The following is a 20,191-nucleotide window of genomic DNA, read 5'->3' as shown; positions in this document are numbered from 1 at the left end:
AAATAGTGCAGAATCAGCTTCAGTGAATTCGGCTTCTTCCAAGGTGTCCACATGGCTCGGCATCGGCATCGTCACAGGGATGCTGATGCCCGGTTTTCAGACGGCTGCGGAGGATGAGCGGCCGGATCTTCTGCCGCTGCCGTCCGATTCTTTCCGGACGCCGAGTACTGATTCGCCCTTTGGGGATATCAATCAGCGCAGCATTGAGGAGCTGGGCAGTTTTTCGAAGATTCAGGTCCCGGATAAGGCTCAGATTATCAGTGCCAACGGGTCTATTGAGTACAGTTCGGACGGCCATACCGTCGTCTACAGCAACCCGCAGTCGGGCGTTCGCCTGATTACGGAAGACGGTCTCGATCTGCAGAGCCGGAGTGTTCGCATGAATCTCGACAGCAAGGTCGCGGGCTTGGAGGGTCCGGTGACGATCTATCAGGGCGAGGTGCTGATTTTGGCGGAGTCCGCCGTTTATGATTGGGAGAAGCAGAGTGTTAAAGCCAAGGGCGTGAAGGCCAAGATTCAGGGTCTGATTCTGCGCAGCGATGAGGCTTCGATCGAGGTTCTCCCCAACAAGAGTCAACACATCAGCTTCCACCGTCCCTTCTTCACGATGGAGGATGTGGAGCAGCCTCAGGCATGGTTCGGTGCTCGCGAGGTTTCGGTTCGCACCGGAGAGACGATTTCCGTCGACAGTTTGAGTCTCAAGGTGGAGGACAACGAGTTCCGCGTGCCGCTGCTGGGTTGGTTCGCCTTCACGCACTCGCTCAATCCGCGCGAGGGTTATTTGCCGATGATCGGTTCGCGCTCGACTTGGGGTGCATACTGGCTCAATCAGTACGGTTTTCTGGTGGGCAACAGGCGCGTCAAGAACGGGGTGCCGACGGCTGATTACCTGATTACAACGAGGCTGGACGCGCGAGCGCGTCGAGGCTTGGCGGTGGGGCTCGATGCCGAGGAGCTTGAGATGGCTCAGCGCTACCCGGAGATGAAGGGTTTGTCTCTGTATTACGCTCAGGATTCCGACCCGAATATCAACCCGACCAATATTCCCCGCGAGCCCATCGACCACGAGCGTTACCGCATTGCGCTTCAAACCTACAAGCCCTTGCTGGACAAGGGAAAGTCCGGGACGCTCTCTCTGGCGACCAACATCAATATTTTGAGTGATCGCTACATGCTGCGCGACTTTTACGAGGAGCTCGGACGCACGGATGACAAGCCGGACAATACGGTGAGGCTCGAGTGGGTTCAGCCCCGGGGGCAGGTGATGTTCAACACGCGCTTCGCTCCGAACGATTACTATACGTCGGAGACGCGCTTCGAGCTCTCCGGCTACCGCGTGCGCTCCATCATCGGCAATTCGGGTATCGCCTATGAGACGAACAACACCTTCGGTTTCATGCGTCAGGAGGTTCCCGCACATTTGAGGGGTGAGTATGAGTTTGCGCTCGATCAGATCTCGGATCCGTCGGTTCGCAACTACTATGAGCGCCTGCTCAATGATCACGGCTTCTTCCGCCTCAACAGCACGCACGAGTTTTCGACCTCGCTCAACTTGCTGGGCTTCCTGAACGTCACGCCCAAGCTGGGCGCGGCTTATGCGGGTTATTATAACGTCGAGCGCGCGGGTACGGACAATCGTTTCCTGGGTTATATGGGCTGCGATTTTGATATGAAGTTGCACCGGACCTACAATTCTTTTTCTCTGCCGCGCTACGAGATGCGGACGCTCACGCATCTGATTCAGCCCTATGCCAGTCTTTCGGTCGGTTCGATTTCTTCTTCCGATCCCTTGGTGCCTCAGCTCGACAGCTGGTCGAGCACGCTGAGCGGTTCGACGATCAACCCCATGCCCCTCGATCTTTGCAGCTTTACGGGTATCGACAGCTGGGGCGACTGGACAATCTGGCGCATGGGTGTTCACAATCGCTTCACGACGCTGGTCGACGGGGCGCCGCGCGCGGTGCTCGACTGGAATGTCTTCTTCGACTACAACGCTTCCAACCCCAATACGCCCAATAAGTTCTCGAATCTCTACTCGCTTATTCGCTTCACGCCGACGGATCGTCTGACCTGCCGCATCGAGACGCAATCTCCGGTCTTCGGCAACAGCGATGGCTTTGAGCAGAATAACCTGAGTCTGGATTACCAGCCTACTCCTTGGTTGGAAACGTCCATCGGGCTGCGCCAGCTCAGCGGACACCCCGTTCTCGAGGACAGCCGGCAGACGTATATCCAAACCAACTTGCGCCTCAACGATCGCTATACGATCGCCGGGCGCTGGAACTGGGATCTTGAAGAGAAGTGCCTGCCCATCCAACAGTATTCGATCTTCCGCCACTCCGGCCCGTGGCACATCGGCGCAACGCTTTACTTCCGCGATAACGGCGGTAAGAAGGAGACGGGATTCGGCATTTCGTTCACGCTCAGCGAAACGGGAGCGGCCGTTCCCATCAATTTCCTGTGATTCTTCCCCCGCCCTTCCCCACCCTCAACGTCGCTCATGAACGGACCAGCATCCCACAGTCGACTCTCTGAGCTGGCGGGCGACAGTCTCGAGCTGAGGGTGCTTTCCGGTATCTCGCGCGTTTTGGTCGGGCAGCGCGAGGTGGCGGGGCTGCTTGAGCATATTTTGCAGGTGCTGGAGGATAATCTCGGTTTCAGGCAGGGGGCGCTCTGCCTGCTGCAGGAGGATCAGCTGGTGATCGAGGCGTCCTACGGGCTTTCCGATGAGGAGAAGGCGCTGGGCACCTACCATCTCGGCGAGGGCATCACCGGGCAGGTCGGCAAGACCGGGCAACCGGCCGTGATTGCCAACACGGCGCAGAGCCGCAATTTTCTGAACCGCACGGGGGCTCTGCACGACGACATGAGTGAGTCGTTTCTCTGTGTGGCCATCAAGCACAGCGGGCAGATTATCGGCACGCTTTCTCTGGCGTTCGCGGTGCTGCCGGCGGAGACGCTCGCGAAGCTCATCAATCTGATGGAGGTGGTGGCGAATATTCTCGCCGATGCCGTGGCTTCCGTCCGCGAGCAGGTGGAGGAGCGCCAGCTGCTGGAGCGCGAGAATGATCGCATGCGCTACGAATTGGGCGAGAATGCGAATTTTCGCAACATCATCGGGCATTCTTCCGCGATGCGCAGTGTGTATCTGGAGATGGCGAAGGTGGCTCGCTCGTCGGCGACGGTGCTGCTGCTCGGTGAGTCGGGCACGGGCAAGGAGCTGCTGGCACAGAATATTCACTACGCGTCGGATCGGCGCGACGGTCCCTTTGTCGCCGTCAACTGTGCGGCGCTGCCGGAGGGCTTGATTGAGTCCGAGCTTTTCGGGCATGAGAAGGGGGCCTTCACGGGTGCGATCAAGCAGCGCATCGGCCGCTTTGAGGAGGCGTCCGCCGGCACGCTCTTTCTGGATGAAATCGGCGATATTCCGGTTCAAACGCAGGTGAAGCTGCTGCGGGTGCTGCAGGAGAAGGTCTTTGAGCGCGTGGGCTCTCAGCAGCCCATTCGCACCAATGCCCGCATCATCGCCGCGACGTCGCGCGATCTTGAGAAGATGAAGGAGCAGGGCAGTTTTCGCGAAGATCTGTATTACCGCCTCGCCGTGCTGCCGATCGTCGTGCCGCCGCTGCGCAGTCGCAAGGTTGATATTATCTCGCTGGCGGATTTCTTTCTCACCAAGTACAACAAGCAATATCACAAGAATGTGCTGCGTCTTTCGACGCCGGCCATCAATATGTTGATGAGCTACCACTGGCCCGGCAATGTCCGCGAGCTCGAGAACATGATCGAGCGCGCGGTGATCATGTCCAACAGCAGCGTCATCAACGCCATCGATCTGCCGCCATCGCTGCAGACGGCGGCCGCGACGGGAACGGAGAGCATCCGGCCCAATGTGCAGCAGAGCCGCGAGGGTGCCGGTATCGAGACGCTCACGGCGGCTTTCGAAACGGAGTTGATCACCGATGCGCTCAAACGCAGCCGCGGCAATATCTCAGCGGCGGCTCGCGACCTGTGCACGACGCTGCGCAAGCTCCACTACCGCATCCGGCAGCTGCACATCGACCCGACGCAGTACCGTTGAGAGGCGGGCTCATTCGCCTTCCCTCTCTCCTGCTAAAACGCATCACACGCCGCCCTTCCCTCCCGGCCCCGCGGCAGAGGCGTCGATACCCGCAGGCCGCTCACGCGCGGCAGAGCCCTGCGCGGCCGTCGAGGAGCGAACGGCGTTGCGGCTTTCTCTTCGGCGAGCTTTCATGCTCAGCGGGATTCGGCATGTTTCAGACGGGTCTATTTTTATATTGCGTATTATCCTTTTTATCCTTGCAATTTCATCAGGAATAGGGCATTATGTCTCCGTCAAGCATCGTCACCATGCATCAAACTCATCTCAAAATCGGCATTATTCAAAGTTTTCCGCTCACGGCCGACTTCTCAGGCAACCTGCGGCGCGTGGTGCAGGGCTACCGCGAATGTCTGGATCGCGGGGCCGAACTCGTTGTTGCCCCGGCGACGGCACTTTGCGGACTGGCACCGATGGATCTGGCGGGGCGGCGATCGTTCATGGCGCAGACCCGCGATGCCCTTAATGCTCTGGCGGCCGAGCTGAGTGATACGCCTCTGTTGCTGGGGGCTTGGTCGTCTCTGCTGCCCGATGAGGCCGAGGCGAGGGCACGGGTGCTGACGAGCTTTGAGGTCGATCCGACGGAGCGGGTTGAGAGTCTGACGCCGGCAAGTGTTGTGACGCCTTTTCTGCTGTGTCGGGATAGCGTGACGGAGCTCGGTGATGCCGAGCTGAGCGATATGCTGGGCCGGCGCGTTTACGTCGATATCAACGATAATCTCACGCTGCTCGAGGAGGGGGAGAGGCCCGACCTCATCATCCACCTTGCCACGGGAGCTTGGCATCGTCGCAGCCGCCGGCGCGAGGAGGAGCGCTGCCGCTGGGAGGCTCGCCACCACCACTGCCCCGTCGTTTGCTGCCGCGCCGTGGGAACGGCTGAGGGGCAGGTTTACGGCGGCAGTTCGATTGTCTGCTCGTCTGAGGGCGAGGTTCTGATGCGCCTGCCGGCTTTTCAGGAGATGAACGCCGTGGCGGATACGGTCAGGGCGGCTCGGCGCTCGGCGGCGGAGGGTTCCGAGCAGGATGAGATGGCCGAGGCGATCTGCCGCGGGATTGCGGACAGCGTGCACGGCCGCGACTATGCCGGGGTCTGTATTTTGGGGGATTTGAGGCATTCTGCGCTTCTGGCGGCGCTCTGCGCCAAGACGATAGGCCCCGAGCGGGTGCTCTGCGTCAGTTTTGATCTTTCTTCCGGCGCTGCTTCGGGCGTTCTCCGCGTGCCAGGGGTTCGCCGCATGCAATGGGATCTCGAGCCGCTGATGCAGGCTCTGCCGCGGGAGCTCGATGAGCTTGCCCGCGAGGCGGCGCGGCCGCGTCTCGCGGGGGCTCTGCTCAGCTCGCTGGCGGAGCAGGAGGGGCTCTTGCTGCTCTCGCCTCTGAGTCGGCAGGAGCTGATGACGGGTCAATTCACTCTTTACGGCGAGAGCTGCGGGGGGTTGCTGCCATTCGGTGAGCTATATGATCACGAGCTTGCCGGGCTCGGTGCAAGGATGGGGCTTGCCCCTGCTCCCGACGGCGCGGCGGAAGACCGCGAGCAGCGCATTGCTCTCATTATTCATGAAATGGCCAACCTCAATCACAGCCCGGGCAGCCTGATTCATCAGGCCGGTCATTGCTACCCGGAGCACGAGGTGCGTTTTGTGCAGCGGCGCATGGCTGCCGGGGAGGCCGGCCGGCGGCAACTGCCGCCCGTGCTGCACCTGACGCCGGACTGCCAACAGCTCTACTTCCCCATCCGCCACCGGCTCAACGACTAATTCTGCGACGGAAGCGCCGCACAGCTCACAAGTCGGCAGCATCCCGCCCGCATCTCCCACCGCGCACAGCGAGAGAGGCCTGTACGACGACGCGAGCCGCAGCCGCCCACAGGGCGGCTGCGGCTCGCGCGTGCGACGGACGGCGCCTCAACTCGGGCGGTCGCCGTGAGATTCGGAGCGCCCGATGCCGCAACTGCCGCTCCGCGACGAGAGGGCGAGGAAAAAGAGCGTCCAACCGGAAAAAATCATCTCGACGGCAATGAGGGTACCGATAAGCCAGAGCGAACTGCCGGGCCAGCCCCAAATCACCATCAGCCCAAGCGCGATCGAAACCACGGCATTGAAGAAACGCCAAGGGCTGCCGGCAGAGCGGCGCATGGCAATCGCCACGATGAAGCGAATGATACCGCCGATGAGCAGAGCGAGACCAATCACCAAGGTCCAGAGCTCAAGCGACGGAACAGTCATCGAGACCATCGACCAGCCGAGAATCAGATAAACGATACCGGCGAGCAAATTCCACAGGCGGCTGCCGGGGCGAAACACTTGAATGAGGCGCATCAGACCAACGGCCATCAGCACGAATCCGCCCACCCAAACAGCCGAGGCGCCCAGCAGGAAAGGGAAGCTGAGCAGGATGAAGCCCAAGAAGAGCTCCAGCATGGCCATGATGCCCATCACCCAGGGATTGGTGCAAAAGCGGCGCAGGCAGCAACATTTCTCACTCATGGCAGCAGCAGCGTTCAAAGCGTTCTTCGACGGCGCACCAGTCGACCATGCGGAGGAAGGCGTCGACGTAGCCGGCGCGGTTGTTGCGGTAGCGCAGGTAGTAGGCATGCTCCCAGACGTCGCAGACGAGCAGCGGCCTCATCGCCGGCACGAGCACATCCTGGTGGCGGCAAATTCCCGTCACCATCAGGCGGCCGCTGACAGGATCCGCTGCGAGCACGCCCCATCCGCTCCCCTGCACCGCCAGCGTGACCGCGCGAAACACGCGCAGCATCCCCTCCATCGTGCCGAAGCTCGCGTTGATGGCGTCGGCCAGTCTGCCGGTCGGCGACGGCATCGGGTGCGGGCTGAGGTTCAGCCAGTAGAGCATGTGCAGGATGTGACCGCCGAGGTTGAAGGCCAAGTTTCGCGAGGCATCGGGCGCGGCATCGGGGCTCAGCTCGCCGAGCGCGACGCGCCGCAGCACCCCCGCAGCGGCATTGGCGCCGGCCACATAGGCGGCGTGGTGGCGGTCGTGGTGCAGCAGCACCGTTTCCGCATCGAGAAAGGGCTCCATCGCTTCCGGAGCCCAAGGCAGAGGCGGCAGGATGTAGTGGCCGTCCTCGTATCCCTGATTCAGGCAAAGGCAATTCATAGCGAAGATGCTGACAGCCCGGAGAGGCGCTGCGCTCAATAACAATCAGATTTCAGCCGCCTCTCCGTTTTATTCGATATCGACGGTGACGACGGTCGTGTTGTCCGCCCACTCTTTTTCGAGGCGGCGGCAGGCATCGACGAGGAGCGAGGCGAGCGGGGCGCTACGGTCGTTGAGCAGGAGGCGCGTCTCCGGGGAGAGAGAGGGCTGCTGCAGCAGGTCGTCAGTGCCATCGGTGGCGAGGATGATGCGATCCCCGGGCAGCAGCGGGTAAGGCGTCGGCGGCACATCGACCATCGGCAGAGCATCGCCGGTCAGAGCCGAGCGCAGCTCGTGGCCGCGGCTCATGGCCTCGGCATGCGTCATGGCGCCGGACTGCACAAAATCGCGATAGATGGCGCGCATCGAGTGATCGGCGTTGAGCCTCACCAAGCGGTTGTTGCGCCAGAGAAACAGCGGCGAATCGCCCACGCTGGCCCACCACAGCACACCGGCTCCCACGAAGGCCGCCAGCAGAGTCGTACCGCCGAAGGCCCCCGTGCGCTCGCCGACGGCGGCGACGGCCTCATTGGCGTCATCGAGCGCCCAGCGCAGACGCTCGGCCACGGATCCGTCGGGGCGCTCCTCGAAGGCCACGACGAACTCCTCGGCAGCACGATGAGCGGAAAGAGCCCCGTAGGAGTGCCCGCCCATCCCGTCGCAGACAACGGCCAGCACGCCATTCGAGTAGCTCCGCACCACGTAATAATCCTCCTGCTTCTTGCGTCGCCCGATCCACTGAGCAATGTGCGCCTTCATAAAGCACCATCCCTATCACAATTCGGGCCTCAGAGCAAGCAGAAATTGCTCTGAGGCCCGCAAAAGTCACGGAAGCAATCAGGCTCGCGACTTGAGCTGCGGGAAGAGGATAATGTCGCGAATCGAGCCGGCTCCCGTCATGAGCATGCAGAGGCGATCGATACCGATGCCGATACCGCCGGCGCTGGGCATGCCGGACTCGAGCGTCTCGACGAAGTCGTAGTCAATCTTCTGCGTCTCCTCACCGGCCTGATGCTTCAGGCGCTCCATCTGTTCGACGGGGTCGTTCTGCTCGGAGTAACCGGGGCAGAGCTCTTGGCCGTTCATCACCAGCTCAAAGACATCGACCACATCGGGATTCTCGGGATTGGCCTTGGCCAGCGGCACGAGGTCGCGCGCCACGTGGCAGACAAACAGGGGGTTGGCCTGTTTCTCCTCGACGAGTTTCTCGTAGACCTGCTGCGTGACGGCCGTATCGTCAAGCTCTTCGCCGATCTGCACGCCGAGCTGATTGACGGCGCGGTCGCGGCGCTGCTCGGGCGTCAACTCGAACCAATCATCGCCGGCCACCTCGCGCACGAGGTCATTGTAATCGGCGCGGCGCCAAGGACGCGTCAGATCAACCGTCCAGCGCAGATTGCCGGATTCGTCAAACTGATCGAACTTGAGCGTCCCGAAGACCTTCTCGGCAATGGTAGTGATCATCTCCTCCATCATGTCGGCCATCGTCTCGTAGTCGCCGCCGGCCTCATAGACTTCGAGCACGGTGAACTCCGGGTTGTGGCGGCGATCGACGCCCTCGTTGCGGAAGTTGCGGTTGAGCTCGTACACCTTGGGGAAGCCGCCCACCATCAGGCGCTTGAGGAAAAGTTCGGGCGCGATGCGAAGCGTCACCCCCTTCTTGAGCGCGTTGTAATACGACTCGAAGGGCTTGGCGGCAGCACCGCCCGCCACATCCTGCAGCATCGGCGTCTCGACCTCCAGGAAACCGCGGGCGTTGAGGTAGTCGCGGATCTCGCGCACAATGCGCGAGCGCGCCACGAAGCGCCGGGCGCTCTCCTCGTTGCTCATGAGGTCGAGGTGGCGGCGGCGGTAGCGCATATCGGCGTCAGCCAGCCCGTGAAACTTGTCGGGCATCGGGCGCAGCGCCTTGGAGAGCACCTTGAAGGCATCGACCCGCACCGAGGGCTCGCCCGTGCGCGTGACGAACGTCTCGCCCTCGATGCCGATCCAGTCGCCGCGCTCCAGCAGCTTCCAGAGAGCCCAAGTCTCCTCCGAGCAGCTCTTTTTAGTGAGCATGCACTGAATCGAACCGCAAATGTCCGCCACGGTGAAGAACTGCGTGCGGCCCATGTCTCGCAGCGCGCTGATGCGGCCGAGGAATTTCACCCGCTTACCCTCGCAGAAGTCTGCCTTGATTTCCGCCGGACTCGTGGTGACATCGAAACGTCCGCCGTAGGGGTTAACCCCGAGAGCGCGAATCTTGCCCACCTTCTCACGGCGCACGGCAATCAGTTCCTCCTCAGAGGAACCCGGAGCGTTATTGGGTGAATCTGACATAGCGCGGCTATTATACGCCGACGCGCACAAATTGCCAGTCCAAATTCACGGCTAATCAAATTCCCGACTTGCGGCGAAAAGCGAAGAGCTTGCGCCCGGGCTCAATCCTTCGCCGAGCGCGGGTCGAGCGCGTCGCGCAGGCCGTCGCCGAGGAAGTTGAGCGCCAGCAGCGTCAGACAGAAAAACAGCGAGGGAAAAATCAGCAGCTCCGGCGTGACCTCCATGCGATCCGCCCCCTCCTTGATCAGCGTGCCCCACGACGAGTTCGGAGCCTTGACGCCGAGCCCGATGAAGCTCAGGGTCGATTCCGTCAGGATGATGCCGGGCACGGCCAGCGTCGTATAAACCACCACCGTGCCGAGCAGGTTCGGCGCAATGTGCCGCAGCAGGATACTCAGGTGCCCCAGCCCCAGCGAACGCGCCGCGAGGACGTACTCCTGAGACTTGATCTCCATCGTCTGCGTGCGCACAATGCGCGCCAGCGTCAGCCATCCCAGCGCGCCGATGGCGATGAAGAGCGGCACGAGCCCGAGGATGGGCGCCACGGTCTCGCGCGGCAGATGCAGAGACTCAACCATCCACTGCGTCAGCTGCCGGCTCGGCTCTTCGATGCTGAGCGAAAAGACGATGACCAGCACAATGAAGGGCAGCGCGAAGAGCACGTCGACCGCGCGCATCATCAGCGCATCGACCCTCCCGCCCGCATAGCCTGAAATCAGGCCGTAAATCAGCCCGATGACCAGCGCCACACCGGTCGCCACCAAGCCGACGAGCAGCGAGATGCGGCCGCCGTAGAGCACGCGAGCGAGCAGGTCGCGGCCCAGCTGATCCGTGCCGAAGGGATGCTCCCAACTGCAATCCGCCGCGATGTTGCCGAGGTCGGTGGCATTGGGGTTGGCGATGCAGGGGAAGAGGGGCAGCACAAAGCAGGCCAGCCCCATGAGCAGCAGAAACACCAGCGATGCCACCGCCGCGCGGTTGCGCATCAGCCGCTCGCGGGCATCAGCCCAGAGCGAATGACCGGCGTGAAAGGAAGTTTTGGAGTGCATCGTCATCATCAAGCCGCCCCGGAAGAGCGAAGTCGAGGGTTGAGGAAAAGCAGCGTGAGATCCACCGCCAGATTGGCCAGCACAATCAGCACGCCGTAACAGAGCACCAAGCCCTGAATCAGAAAGTAGTCGCGATCCGTCGTCGCGTTGACAAAGTGCAGCCCCATGCCCGGCACCTGGAAGCAGGTTTCAACCACGAACGACCCCGTGATCAAAGCGGCAAAGGCCGGCCCGAGGTAAGAGACCGCCGGCAGCAAGCCGCTGCGCAGCGCATGGACGAAAAGCACGCGCAGCGGGCGGCAGCCCTTCGCCCTCGCCGTGCGGATGAAATCCTGCGTCAGCACCTCGGCCATGCCGCCGCGCGTCAGGCGGGCCAGATAAGCCGCGTTGATCAGCCCGAGCGTCAGCGCCGGCAGCAGCGCGCAGAGCGGGTCGTCCCACCCCGCCACACTCAGCCCGGGCACGTGCATGCCCAGCGTCATCCCCAGCAGCGGTGCAATCACGAAAGCAGGGATGCAGATTCCCGCCATGGCGAAACACATCACCAGCGCATCGGGCCAGCGGTTGCGGTAGCAGGCGGCCAGCATGCCGGACGGAATGCCGATGCCGACGGCAATCAACATACCCAGCACCCCCAGCAGCAGCGAGACGGGAAAGGCCTGCGCCAGCAGCTCGCTCACCTGCACCCCTTCGCGCACGAGCGAGGGGCCGAAGTCCCCGTGCAGCAAAATCCCCTTCCAGTAATTGAAATACTGCACGAAAACGCCCTGATCCAGACCATAGAGAGCTTGGAGCTGCTCGGTCACATGCTCGGGCAGCTTGCGCTCGCCGAGGAAGGGATTGCCCGGCAGCGCACGCACCAGCAAAAAGGTGATGGTCTCGAGCACAAAGATGACGACCGCCCCCTGCAGGAGGCGCCTGAACAGCAGGCGCATCATCGCTCGCTCCCCCCTTCCCTCGAATGCGGCGCTGCGTCAGCCGCCGCACCGCTCGGCAGCAATTCGACGGCATCGAGCGGGTGATTGTCCAGCATCAGCGGGTACCACCCCCGCACGCGCGGGCTCTTCATGTAGGTGCGCTCGCTCCAGTAGAGCGGAATCACCGGCTGTTCGCGCAGCATCATGCGCTCGGCGCGGCGCAGGTGCTCCAGGCGCTGCTCGGGCTCTGCGCTTGCGCGGGCGGCATCGACCTCCGCATCGTAGGCGGCACGGCCCCAGCCCGTGCAGTTGTTGCCGCTGCCGCTGCACCAGAGCTCGACAAAGGTCGCCGGGTCGAGGTAATCGCCGCTCCAGGAAGACGACGAAATGTCGTAGTCCATATTCTGCTGCGCCGCCTTGTAGGCCGACCACTCGCAGGAGCGAATCTCGACGTGAATGCCCAGCGCCTTCATCCACATCGCCTGAATCGTCTCGGCCATCAGCCGTTGCACATCGCGCGAACTCGTCATCAGCTCCAGCGTCGGGAAGCCGCGGCCGTCCGGGTAGCCGGCCTCGGCCAGCAGGCGGCGGGCCTCCGTCTCGCGCTCGCCCTGCGAGCGAGCGGACTCACCGCCGTCATCGAGCGCGTAGCCGGCGCCCGGCGGCGTAAAGGTGAAGGCGGACTTCCCGGCGCCCCGCACAACGCGCTGCACCAGCATCTCGCGGTCGACGGCCAGCGAAAGCGCCCGGCGGACGCGCTGATCGGCAAGCGGTCCGCGCGTCGTATTCAGGCGGTAAAAAATCGTGCAGTAGTAATCATCGCGGCAGAAGCTCCCGGGCTCCCGGCTCGCGGCCATCTCCAGCATCTCGGGCGGCACATTGTTCGTGATGTGCAGCTTGCCGCCGAAGTACATGCGCGTCTCCGTATAGCCGTTGACGACGGGCAGAAAGCGAATACCGCGATTCTTCACCTCACCCGCGCGCCAGTAATTCGGGTTGGGGCGCACCGACAAGTGGTCATTGAACACGCGCTCCTCGGGCACGTAAGCGCCGTTGCCCACCCAATTCTCCGGCCGCGTCCACGCACTGCGCCGATCCAGCATCCCCCCGTGCGCCTCCACCGCGTGCTCCGGCACGGGGAACCACGTAAAATGCATCAGCAGGTACGGCAGCTGCGGCATCGGGCCGCTGAGCGTCAGCACCAGCGTGCGGTCGTCGGGCGTGCGCACGCCCACCGCCTCCCAAGGAGCCTGCCCCTTGTTGTAAGCCTCCGCGCCGCACAGAGGGTAAAGCATCTCGGCGTACTTGCCGCCGAAGGCCGGGTGCAGCAAGCGGCGATAGGCATAAGCGAAATCCTGTGCGCGCACGGGGCGCCCGTCGCTCCACTGCGCCTCGCGCAGGTGAAACGTCCATTCGTCGGCATCGGCGTTGTGCTCCCACCGCTCCGCCATACCCGGGTGCACGACGGTATCGTCGCGGGCATCGGGGCGCACGAGCCCCTCGAGCAGAGCCGAGATAATCTTGCCGTCGGCCACCGCCGTCGCCTTGTGCGGGTCGAGGTTCTGCGGCTCCTGATTATTGCCGATCACCAACACACCCTCATCGGCCGCGCGCTCGGCAGAGCTGCGACCATCTCCGCAGGCGGGGATGAGACAGGCAAGCACGAGGCCCAGCAGGCGAGAGCAGCGCAGCATACGGCCGTCATTCTACCATACCGACCCGCCCCCTGCAAGCCCCGAGACAAAGCGACAAAAGCCTCCGCGCACCGCCGCCCCGTTCCCGCCGCCGCTGTCCCTCGGCCGCGGCAAAGCCCGGACGGCTCGCAAAAGCCCGCCGCCGTCCCGCAAAGGCCGACGAGCCGCGAAAAAACACCGCATGCAGCACTAATCGCTTGCACCTCACGCGCCCTTCGTGATACAGTGCTGCCATGAGCTCCTTACGCCCCCTCCTCGCAGCACTGATACTCCTCTCCGGTGCAGCCTCAGCACAAATTTCGGCGCCCCGCGCCCACAGCGACCTCATGCAGGGATTTGATCTCGGCGGAGTGTCCGGCGGAGCCCCTCAGACCAACGACAAGCTGAGCCTCTCGGCTCTCGCAAGCGTGCAGGCCTACGAGAGCGGCAAGCCCTTCTTCATCGCCGCCGAAGTGCAAATTCAGGAGCCTTGGCACGCCTACTTCCGCAACCCCGGCTCCATCGGTCTGCCCATGGAGCTGGCGCTCAACGCACCCGCCGGATTCAAGGTCGAGGGGCCCTTCTGGCAGCCGCCCCACCGCGTCGAGGGGCTCTACACCAGCTACGCCTACGAGCGCAAGGCCATCGCCGTCTGGAAAGTCACGCCTGAGGCCGGAGCCCCGGCCGAGGCGAGCTTCGCCGTCAGCGGCACGGCTCAGCTCTGCTGCGAGACGGGTTGCGACCAGCCCGCCGACATCGGCACCGAGCTCACGCTCGCCGCAGGCGCGGCCGAGGCCAACGCCGCATGGCAGCAGCAGGAGCAGCGCGTCGAGCGCCTCGGCGACAGCCCGCTGACCGTCACGGCGACGCAGGATACCGACAGCGTGACGCTGCGCTTGGAGGGCAGCGCCGCGGGCGACATCCGCTCCGCCTACTTCTTCTCCGACGACAGCAACATCGCCCCGCAGACCGAGCAGACGCTCAGCCGCGACGGCGACGCCTACACGCTCAAACTCACGCGCAACGACGGCAGCGAAGCGCTCTACCCGCTGGCCGACGAGACGCAGAAGAGCCAACCCCTCGCCCGCCTCTCGGGCATCCTCAGCTACAACGACAGCTTCTGCACGGTCGATATCGACCTGAGTCAACCCAGCGCCGCCGATAACGCCGCAGCGCCGAGCAGCGACGCGGACAAGCCTGCGCCGAGCGACCAAGAAGAAACGGCTGACCTCGATGGCGAGGCTTCCGGCGACCAAGGGGAGGCGGCTGAACCTGCTGCCGACGCGTCTGCAGCAGACAAGCCCTCGACTCCGGCGCCCGGCTCGGGCCTCATCGGTACGGGACTCGGCAACGGCTCCTTGGGCACGGGAATCGGCGGCAGTCCCTTCGGCTCGGGCGTTTCCGCTCTGCCGGGCGCGGACAGCGGAGCGGCCGACGCCGCGACGGGCGAGAAGCTGAGTCTCTCGGCTCTCGCAAGCGTGCAGGCCTACGAGAGCGGCAAGCCCTTCTTCATCGCCGCCGAGGTGCAAATTCAGGAGCCTTGGCACGCCTACTTCCGCAACCCCGGCTCCATCGGTCTGCCCATGGAGCTGGCGCTCAACGCACCCGCCGGATTCAAGGTCGAGGGGCCCTTCTGGCAGCCGCCCCACCGCGTCGAGGGGCTCTACACCAGCTACGCCTACGAGCGCAAGGCCATCGCCGTCTGGAAAGTCACGCCTGAGGCCGGAGCCCCGGCCGAGGCGAGCTTCGCCGTCAGCGGCACGGCTCAGCTCTGCTGCGAGACGGGTTGCGACCAGCCCGCCGACATCGGCACCGAGCTCACGCTCGCCGCAGGCGCGGCCGAGGCCAACGCCGCATGGCAGCAGCAGGAGCAGCGCGTCGAGCGCCTCGGCGACAGCCCGCTGACCGTCACGGCGACGCAGGATACCGACAGCGTGACGCTGCGCTTGGAGGGCAGCGCCGCGGGCGACATCCGCTCCGCCTACTTCTTCTCCGACGACAGCAACATCGCCCCGCAGACCGAGCAGACGCTCAGCCGCGACGGCGACGCCTACACGCTCAAACTCACGCGCAACGACGGCAGCGAAGCGCTCTACCCGCTGGCCGACGAGACGCAGAAGGGCCAACCGCTCGCCCGCCTCTCGGGCATCCTCAGCTACAACGACAGCTTCTGCACGGTCGATATCGACCTGAGCCAACCCAGCACCGCCGATAACGCCGCAGCAGCGAGCGGCGACAAAGCGGCTGCCGGAGACGCGAATAAGCCCGAGCCGAGCGCCGAAGAAGCGGCAGGCGGCAAGGGCGAAGCACCGGCAAGCGACACGGCAGCGGCGGCTTCAGCCGAAGAGTCCCCCGCCCTTTCCGTTCCGGCGGGCTTCGCCACCATCATCGGCTCGCTCTTCCTCGGCGGTCTCATTCTGAACCTGATGCCCTGCGTCTTCCCGGTCATCGGCCTCAAGATCATGAGCTTTGTCGAGATGGGCGGCGGGGATCGCCGCAAGGTGTTTGTGCACTCGCTGGCCTTCTCGCTGGGCATTCTGGTTTCGTTCTGGATTCTCGCGCTTCTCATTGTCATCTTCACCAACCTCGATACCTTCAGCGAGCTGCCGTGGACGCAGTGGTTCTCGGCCATAGTGAACGACAGCGGCTCCTCCGCCCGCTCCTGGGCCTCGTGGATGCAGAATCCTTGGGTTGTGTACGTGCTGGTGCTGCTGCTCATCACCCTCGGCCTGAGCATGTTCGGCCTCTTTGAAATCGGCGTGAGCGCGACCGGAGCCGGCCAGAACCTGCAGAACAAAGGCGGCCTCACGGGCTCCTTCTTCCAAGGGCTCTTCGTCACCGTCGTCGCCACGCCCTGCAGCGGCCCCTGCCTCGGCACGGCACTGCCGGCAGCCATGGCGATGCCCGGTATGTGGATGATTCTGGCGCTGACCTTCATGGCTCTCGGCCTCGCCTCGCCCTACATCGTCATGGGGCTCTTCCCCGCTCTGGCCAGCAAATTGCCCCGCCCGGGCGCATGGATGGAGTCGCTCAAGCAGGCGCTCTCCTTCCTGCTCTTCGCGGCTGCGGGCTGGTTCCTCGTCGTCTACCTCGCCTTCGTTCCCGATGCGGAAAGCGCGAAACTGCCGTGGATGCTCATGTCGCTCGTCGTCTACTGCGCGGCTTGGTGGGTCTACGGCCGCTGGTGCCCGCTGTACCGCAGCAAGCGCTCACGGGTCATCGGGCTTGTTGTCGCGCTGGCACTCGCCTTTGTCGGCGTCAAGTACTCGATGCCCGTCTTCCATTACGACAGCGATGAGGCAATCGAAGCGGCCAAGGGAGAGGCCGGCTACATCCTCGCTCAAGGGGAACACCCCGTCTGGAACACCTGGAGCTCGGAGCTCATGAACAAGGCCCTCAACGACGGCCACCCCGTCTACGTCGACTTCACCGCCACGTGGTGCGGCACCTGCCAAGTCAACAAGCAGGTCGCCTACACCAAGGAGGTCTGTGAGCTCTTCGAGAAAAACGGTGTCGTCCTCATGCGGGCCGACAAGACCAAGCCCAGCCCGGCCATCGACGCCGAACTGCGGCGCCTCAAGCGCGGCTCCGTGCCCACCAACGCTCTCTACCTGCCCGCCGAGCCCGCCGTCACGGCCGAGGTGCTCACGCCGGGCTACATGGTGGACTTCCTCAACTCGCATCTGAGCAACAATCAATGAGGCATCTCCTCCCGTAACGAAAACCCGGGTTCCTCCGTGCAGGAACCCGGGTTTTTCGTCTTTCGCTCCCTGTGCGCCGCATCATCCGCACGCCCCGTTTCCCGCGGGAGCAATCCGACCGTTTCGCGCGGGAGCCGTCCGGCAGTTCAGGGAGGAGCCTCGGGGGCTTGTTCGCCTAGCCGACGAGCTGTTGCTCCAGCCGCTCCCTGAGAGCCGTGAGATTCGGCAGGCGGCAGGCGGCGCGAGAGAAGTCGGAGGCTGCCGTCATGCGGTTCGGCACGGCGACGCAGGGAATGCCGGCGTTGGCCGCGGAGATAGTGCCGTTTTCAGAGTCTTCGACGACGAGACACTGCTCGCAGGGCAGGCCCAAACAATGCTGAGCCGCCAGAAAGAGGGCGGGATTCGGCTTGACGGGGTAGCCGTCGGTGCGCGTAAAGACGCCCTTGAAGCGGTTGATGATGCCGAGGCGCTCCAGCCAGCCGCCGACCCAGCGACGCGAGGAGGAGGAGGCGACGGTAAGCCCGATGCCCGCATCGCGGCACCAGTCGAGCAGCTCCCGAGCACCGGGCATGAGCCCCTGCTCGGCCAGATCGGCCTCGATCTGCGCTTGCCGGGCGGGAGTTTCGCGCTCCCAGTCGTAGTGTTTGCCGGTGAGGCTCTCCAAATGGCGGGCGGGATCCCAGTGCGAGTAGCCTGCCCCGAGGCAGGGGGCGTAGGTTTCGATGCTGATGTGCTGGCCCTCGCGCTCATAGAGCCGCACCCATGACTGATAAATGGCCCACTCGGTGTCGACGAGCACTCCGTCGAAGTCGAAGATGATGCCTCGGGTGTTTTTCATGGGGGTGATCGCGGCGCCTCACGGTATCAGGGGCGCCCGTGGACTTTGGCGGAAAGCCATTCGCGGAAGCTGCGGTGCGCGAGGTTGCGGCGGAAGAGGTAGAGAGCGACGCAGATATAGATGATGTTGGGCAGCCAGGCACTCAGCCAGGCGGGCAACAGCCCCGACGCCCCCAGCGAGGGGAAGACGCGGTAACAGAAGAGCATGAGAGCCGCCAGCAGAATGGCGATACCGATACCCTTCATCGCTCCGCGCCGCTGGAAAGTGACGGAGCTGGGGATGGCCAGCAGGACGAGCACGATGCAGGAGAAGATGCGCGCGATGCGCACGTGCCACTCGGTGCGGTAGTTGCGGCGGTCTTCGCGCGAGCCCGAGCCCGAGGCGATGAACTCATACATGGCGGAGGTGCCCATCGAGTCGACGCGGCCGCCGGTGGCGGGGCTGATGATCTGGTAGGGCTTTTCATCGAAGGCGCAGACGAGCTCGCCATGGTGGGCTTCGTCGCCGGGGCGCTCGGTCCGGGCGTGCTCGAGGTCGCGCACGTAGGCGTTGTGCAGGGTCCAAGTGGCATCCTGCTTGTTCCAAACGGCGCTCTCGGCGATGTATTGCAGGATGAGTTTGCCGGGGTTCTTGGGGTCAAACTGCTCGATGATGACGTCTTCCATGGGGCGGCCGGGGTCGGAGAAGCCGGCGGGGCGAGCGATGCGCCAGATGCGCGATTGGGCGTCGCTGCGGTAGACGATGGGAGCTTCGCTGCCGTCCTCACGCTGCTCCTGTTTGAGCATGATCTGGCGGTAGAGGAAGCCGTTGGGAGCCCAGTGGAAACCGAAAATGCCGTAGGCAAGCGCCCCGAGAGCGGAAAAGATGAAGATGGGAACGCAGAGGCGCACCAGAGAGCGCCCCGATTGCAGCATGCCCGTCAGCTCGCTGGTGCCCGAGAGGCGACTGAGGCACCAGAGCGCCCCCAGAAACAGGGTGTAGGGGAGGATCTGGTAGAGGAACATGGGCAGCTGCGTGCCGTAGAAGACGAAGGTTTCCAGCAGCGGGTTGTCGAAGCGCGTGCGGAACTTCTCCATATTGGCCGTGAAGTCCGCCAGTGTGTAGATCACCAGCAGAATGAGGGTGCAGAGCAGGAAGTAGTTGATGAAGTTGCGCGAAATGTAGCGATCCATCGTCCCCATGCAGACGTAGATCAGCGAGCCGATGAAGGGCAGAAAGCTCAACACGAGCAACAGAATGGGGCGGAAGAGCTGCTCGAGGGGGTAGCTTTCCGGCATGCCCGGCACCTCCCAGTGCATCTGCTCGAGCTCGCGCGGCACCAGCATGAAGGCCAGAGCTATGCCCAGCAGCAAAAAGAGCAGAGAGGGCAGGCACTTGCGTAGGAGGGTTTGCATCGCCGGAGGGGGGGGGGTGGAGGGAGAAGAGAGGGAGGAGAGAGGGGCCGCGGGGTGGATGGGGGGCGGGGCGAGGGAGCAGCGTAGAGAGTTTTCAGCAGCCGCGGGCGAGGCGATCCGCGAGGTATTCGGGCAGGCCCACGGCGCGCACGGCCTCCTGTGCCGCCGCGACGTCGTAGACGACGCGCTTGATCTTGACGCTGTGGTTCTCGGGGTCGTAAATGGCGTAGCAGGCGCGCGGGTCGTTGTCGCGGGGCTGGCCGACGGAGCCGACGTTGATGAAGTATTTGAAGTCGGGGTTGAGGACGAACTGCGTCTCTCCGCTGATGTAGAGGGCGTGACGCGAGTCGGTATCCTCAAAGGTGCGGTTGGAGGCCTTGTCCATGCAGAAGATGCGCGGCACATGCGTGTGGCCGTGAAAACAGAGGTTGGTGAACTGGCGACGGAAATTGGCCGTCGCGTCGTTGGCGTTGATGATGTAGTTCCAGGACTTGGGATAATCGAGCGACGAATGAACGATGGTGAACTTGGCCGATGCGGGCAGCGAGCCGCCCACCATGCGCATGTACTGCAGGCGCGACAGCCAAGTGAGCTGGTCTTCACTGAGTCGGCTGCGGGTCCATTCCATCGCCGCGCGGGCGAGGTCGTTCATGTTCATCTGCGTCGTCACGACGACCTCGGAGTCGTGGTTTCCCTTCACGACATCGCAGTTGCAGGAGCGGATGTAATCGAGGCATTCGGCCGGGTAGGCGTTGTAGCCCACGACGTCTCCCAAACACACCATGGAGTCACACTGCTCGGCCTGCACGTCTTCCATCACGGCATGCAAAGCGTGGAGGTTGGCGTGAATATCGCTTATAACCGCTATTCTTGACATCTTCTTGGGGTATTATTTCACAAAGTGCACGGCATGGCAAGCTCATTTTCGCCCGTTCCACACCTGCGCCACACCTGCGCATTGCGTCAAAATAAAACGCACCGAAGAAGCTCTCGGGAGAGAAACGCCGCAATGGCATTTTTA

At 63.5% G+C, this 20,191-nt stretch carries 14 protein-coding genes; 4 read left to right on the top strand and 10 right to left on the bottom strand.

Annotation, left to right across the window (positions count from 1 at the left end):
* The first annotated feature begins 22 nt into the window (after nucleotides 1-22).
* The 3 genes from AC6UAL_RS07700 (at nucleotide 23) to AC6UAL_RS07690 (ending at nucleotide 5,877) form a co-directional block, all read left to right on the top strand.
* On the top strand, nucleotides 23-2,464 hold the full coding sequence (locus AC6UAL_RS07700) for an LPS-assembly protein LptD (RefSeq protein WP_500682797.1): 2,442 nt from the start codon (nucleotides 23-25) through the stop codon (nucleotides 2,462-2,464).
* Nucleotides 2,465-2,500: 36 nt separating this feature from the next.
* On the top strand, nucleotides 2,501-4,081 hold the full coding sequence (locus AC6UAL_RS07695) for a sigma-54-dependent Fis family transcriptional regulator (RefSeq protein WP_500682796.1): 1,581 nt from the start codon (nucleotides 2,501-2,503) through the stop codon (nucleotides 4,079-4,081).
* A gap of 290 nt (nucleotides 4,082-4,371) precedes the next feature.
* A complete protein-coding gene (locus AC6UAL_RS07690) occupies nucleotides 4,372-5,877 on the top strand; it encodes an NAD(+) synthetase (protein ID WP_500682795.1) in 1,506 nt (501 codons plus the stop codon).
* Nucleotides 5,878-6,024: 147 nt separating this feature from the next.
* On the opposite strand, the gene AC6UAL_RS07685 is transcribed toward AC6UAL_RS07690, so the two are convergent.
* From AC6UAL_RS07685 to AC6UAL_RS07655, 7 genes are all read right to left on the bottom strand, one after another.
* On the bottom strand, nucleotides 6,025-6,606 hold the full coding sequence (locus AC6UAL_RS07685) for an HdeD family acid-resistance protein (RefSeq protein ID WP_500682794.1): 582 nt from the start codon (nucleotides 6,604-6,606) through the stop codon (nucleotides 6,025-6,027).
* A complete protein-coding gene (locus tag AC6UAL_RS07680) occupies nucleotides 6,599-7,240 on the bottom strand; it encodes a superoxide dismutase (RefSeq protein WP_500682793.1) in 642 nt (213 codons plus the stop codon). Before AC6UAL_RS07680 ends, AC6UAL_RS07685 begins: the two co-directional genes overlap by 8 nt.
* A gap of 69 nt (nucleotides 7,241-7,309) precedes the next feature.
* Entirely contained in the window at nucleotides 7,310-8,038 is a 729-nt protein-coding gene (locus AC6UAL_RS07675; RefSeq protein WP_500682792.1) for a PP2C family protein-serine/threonine phosphatase, read from the bottom strand.
* Nucleotides 8,039-8,116: 78 nt separating this feature from the next.
* Nucleotides 8,117-9,598 carry a lysine--tRNA ligase gene (gene lysS / locus AC6UAL_RS07670; RefSeq protein ID WP_500682791.1) on the bottom strand — a complete coding sequence of 494 codons (1,482 nt, stop codon included), beginning with the start codon at nucleotides 9,596-9,598 and terminating at the stop codon, nucleotides 8,117-8,119.
* A 101-nt stretch (nucleotides 9,599-9,699) separates the two neighbouring features.
* The gene (locus tag AC6UAL_RS07665; RefSeq protein ID WP_500682790.1) at nucleotides 9,700-10,647 is read right to left on the bottom strand and encodes an ABC transporter permease; all 948 of its coding nucleotides are present in this window, start codon (nucleotides 10,645-10,647) and stop codon (nucleotides 9,700-9,702) included.
* An 8-nt stretch (nucleotides 10,648-10,655) separates the two neighbouring features.
* Nucleotides 10,656-11,585, bottom strand: a complete 930-nt coding sequence (locus AC6UAL_RS07660) for an ABC transporter permease (protein WP_500682789.1) — start codon at nucleotides 11,583-11,585, stop codon at nucleotides 10,656-10,658.
* Nucleotides 11,582-13,258, bottom strand: coding sequence for a peptide ABC transporter substrate-binding protein (locus tag AC6UAL_RS07655; RefSeq protein ID WP_500682788.1), 1,677 nt, complete (start codon nucleotides 13,256-13,258; stop codon nucleotides 11,582-11,584). Before AC6UAL_RS07655 ends, AC6UAL_RS07660 begins: the two co-directional genes overlap by 4 nt.
* Before the next feature lie 233 nt (nucleotides 13,259-13,491).
* Here AC6UAL_RS07655 and AC6UAL_RS07650 point away from each other — a divergent pair, with 233 nt between their 5' ends.
* Entirely contained in the window at nucleotides 13,492-16,938 is a 3,447-nt protein-coding gene (locus tag AC6UAL_RS07650) for a cytochrome c biogenesis protein CcdA (protein WP_500682787.1), read from the top strand.
* 175 nt (nucleotides 16,939-17,113) lie between these two features.
* Here the strand turns inward: AC6UAL_RS07650 and AC6UAL_RS07645 are convergent, their stop codons facing one another.
* The 3 genes from AC6UAL_RS07645 to AC6UAL_RS07635 all read right to left on the bottom strand — a co-directional run bounded on the left by AC6UAL_RS07645 (nucleotide 17,114) and on the right by AC6UAL_RS07635 (nucleotide 20,047).
* Nucleotides 17,114-17,776, bottom strand: coding sequence for an HAD family hydrolase (locus AC6UAL_RS07645; RefSeq protein WP_500682786.1), 663 nt, complete (start codon nucleotides 17,774-17,776; stop codon nucleotides 17,114-17,116).
* A 26-nt stretch (nucleotides 17,777-17,802) separates the two neighbouring features.
* Complete coding sequence (locus AC6UAL_RS07640) at nucleotides 17,803-19,170, bottom strand: LptF/LptG family permease (protein WP_500682785.1); 1,368 nt, start codon at nucleotides 19,168-19,170, stop codon at nucleotides 17,803-17,805.
* Nucleotides 19,171-19,264: 94 nt separating this feature from the next.
* A complete protein-coding gene (locus tag AC6UAL_RS07635; protein ID WP_500682784.1) occupies nucleotides 19,265-20,047 on the bottom strand; it encodes a metallophosphoesterase family protein in 783 nt (260 codons plus the stop codon).
* Nucleotides 20,048-20,191 lie beyond the last annotated feature (144 nt).

The organism is Candidatus Parakkermansia intestinigallinarum (assembly GCF_944389695.1).
GTDB classification, from domain to species: Bacteria; Verrucomicrobiota; Verrucomicrobiia; order Verrucomicrobiales; family Akkermansiaceae; genus Akkermansia; species Akkermansia intestinigallinarum.
The sequence above is the reverse complement of the archived record's forward strand: the minus strand, read 5'-3'. Positions and strand labels throughout refer to the sequence as shown.

Coding starts and splice junctions, on each gene's coding strand:
- AC6UAL_RS07695 (WP_500682796.1), top strand. CDS start 2,501: ATGAACGGACCAGCATCCCACAGTCGACTCTCTGAGCTGGCGGGCGAC.
- AC6UAL_RS07690 (WP_500682795.1), top strand. CDS start 4,372: ATGCATCAAACTCATCTCAAAATCGGCATTATTCAAAGTTTTCCGCTC.
- AC6UAL_RS07685 (WP_500682794.1), bottom strand. CDS start 6,606: ATGAGTGAGAAATGTTGCTGCCTGCGCCGCTTTTGCACCAATCCCTGG.
- AC6UAL_RS07680 (WP_500682793.1), bottom strand. CDS start 7,240: ATGAATTGCCTTTGCCTGAATCAGGGATACGAGGACGGCCACTACATC.
- AC6UAL_RS07675 (WP_500682792.1), bottom strand. CDS start 8,038: ATGAAGGCGCACATTGCTCAGTGGATCGGGCGACGCAAGAAGCAGGAG.
- lysS (WP_500682791.1), bottom strand. CDS start 9,598: ATGTCAGATTCACCCAATAACGCTCCGGGTTCCTCTGAGGAGGAACTG.
- AC6UAL_RS07665 (WP_500682790.1), bottom strand. CDS start 10,647: ATGCACTCCAAAACTTCCTTTCACGCCGGTCATTCGCTCTGGGCTGAT.
- AC6UAL_RS07660 (WP_500682789.1), bottom strand. CDS start 11,585: ATGATGCGCCTGCTGTTCAGGCGCCTCCTGCAGGGGGCGGTCGTCATC.
- AC6UAL_RS07655 (WP_500682788.1), bottom strand. CDS start 13,258: ATGCTGCGCTGCTCTCGCCTGCTGGGCCTCGTGCTTGCCTGTCTCATC.
- AC6UAL_RS07650 (WP_500682787.1), top strand. CDS start 13,492: ATGAGCTCCTTACGCCCCCTCCTCGCAGCACTGATACTCCTCTCCGGT.
- AC6UAL_RS07645 (WP_500682786.1), bottom strand. CDS start 17,776: ATGAAAAACACCCGAGGCATCATCTTCGACTTCGACGGAGTGCTCGTC.
- AC6UAL_RS07640 (WP_500682785.1), bottom strand. CDS start 19,170: ATGCAAACCCTCCTACGCAAGTGCCTGCCCTCTCTGCTCTTTTTGCTG.
- AC6UAL_RS07635 (WP_500682784.1), bottom strand. CDS start 20,047: ATGTCAAGAATAGCGGTTATAAGCGATATTCACGCCAACCTCCACGCT.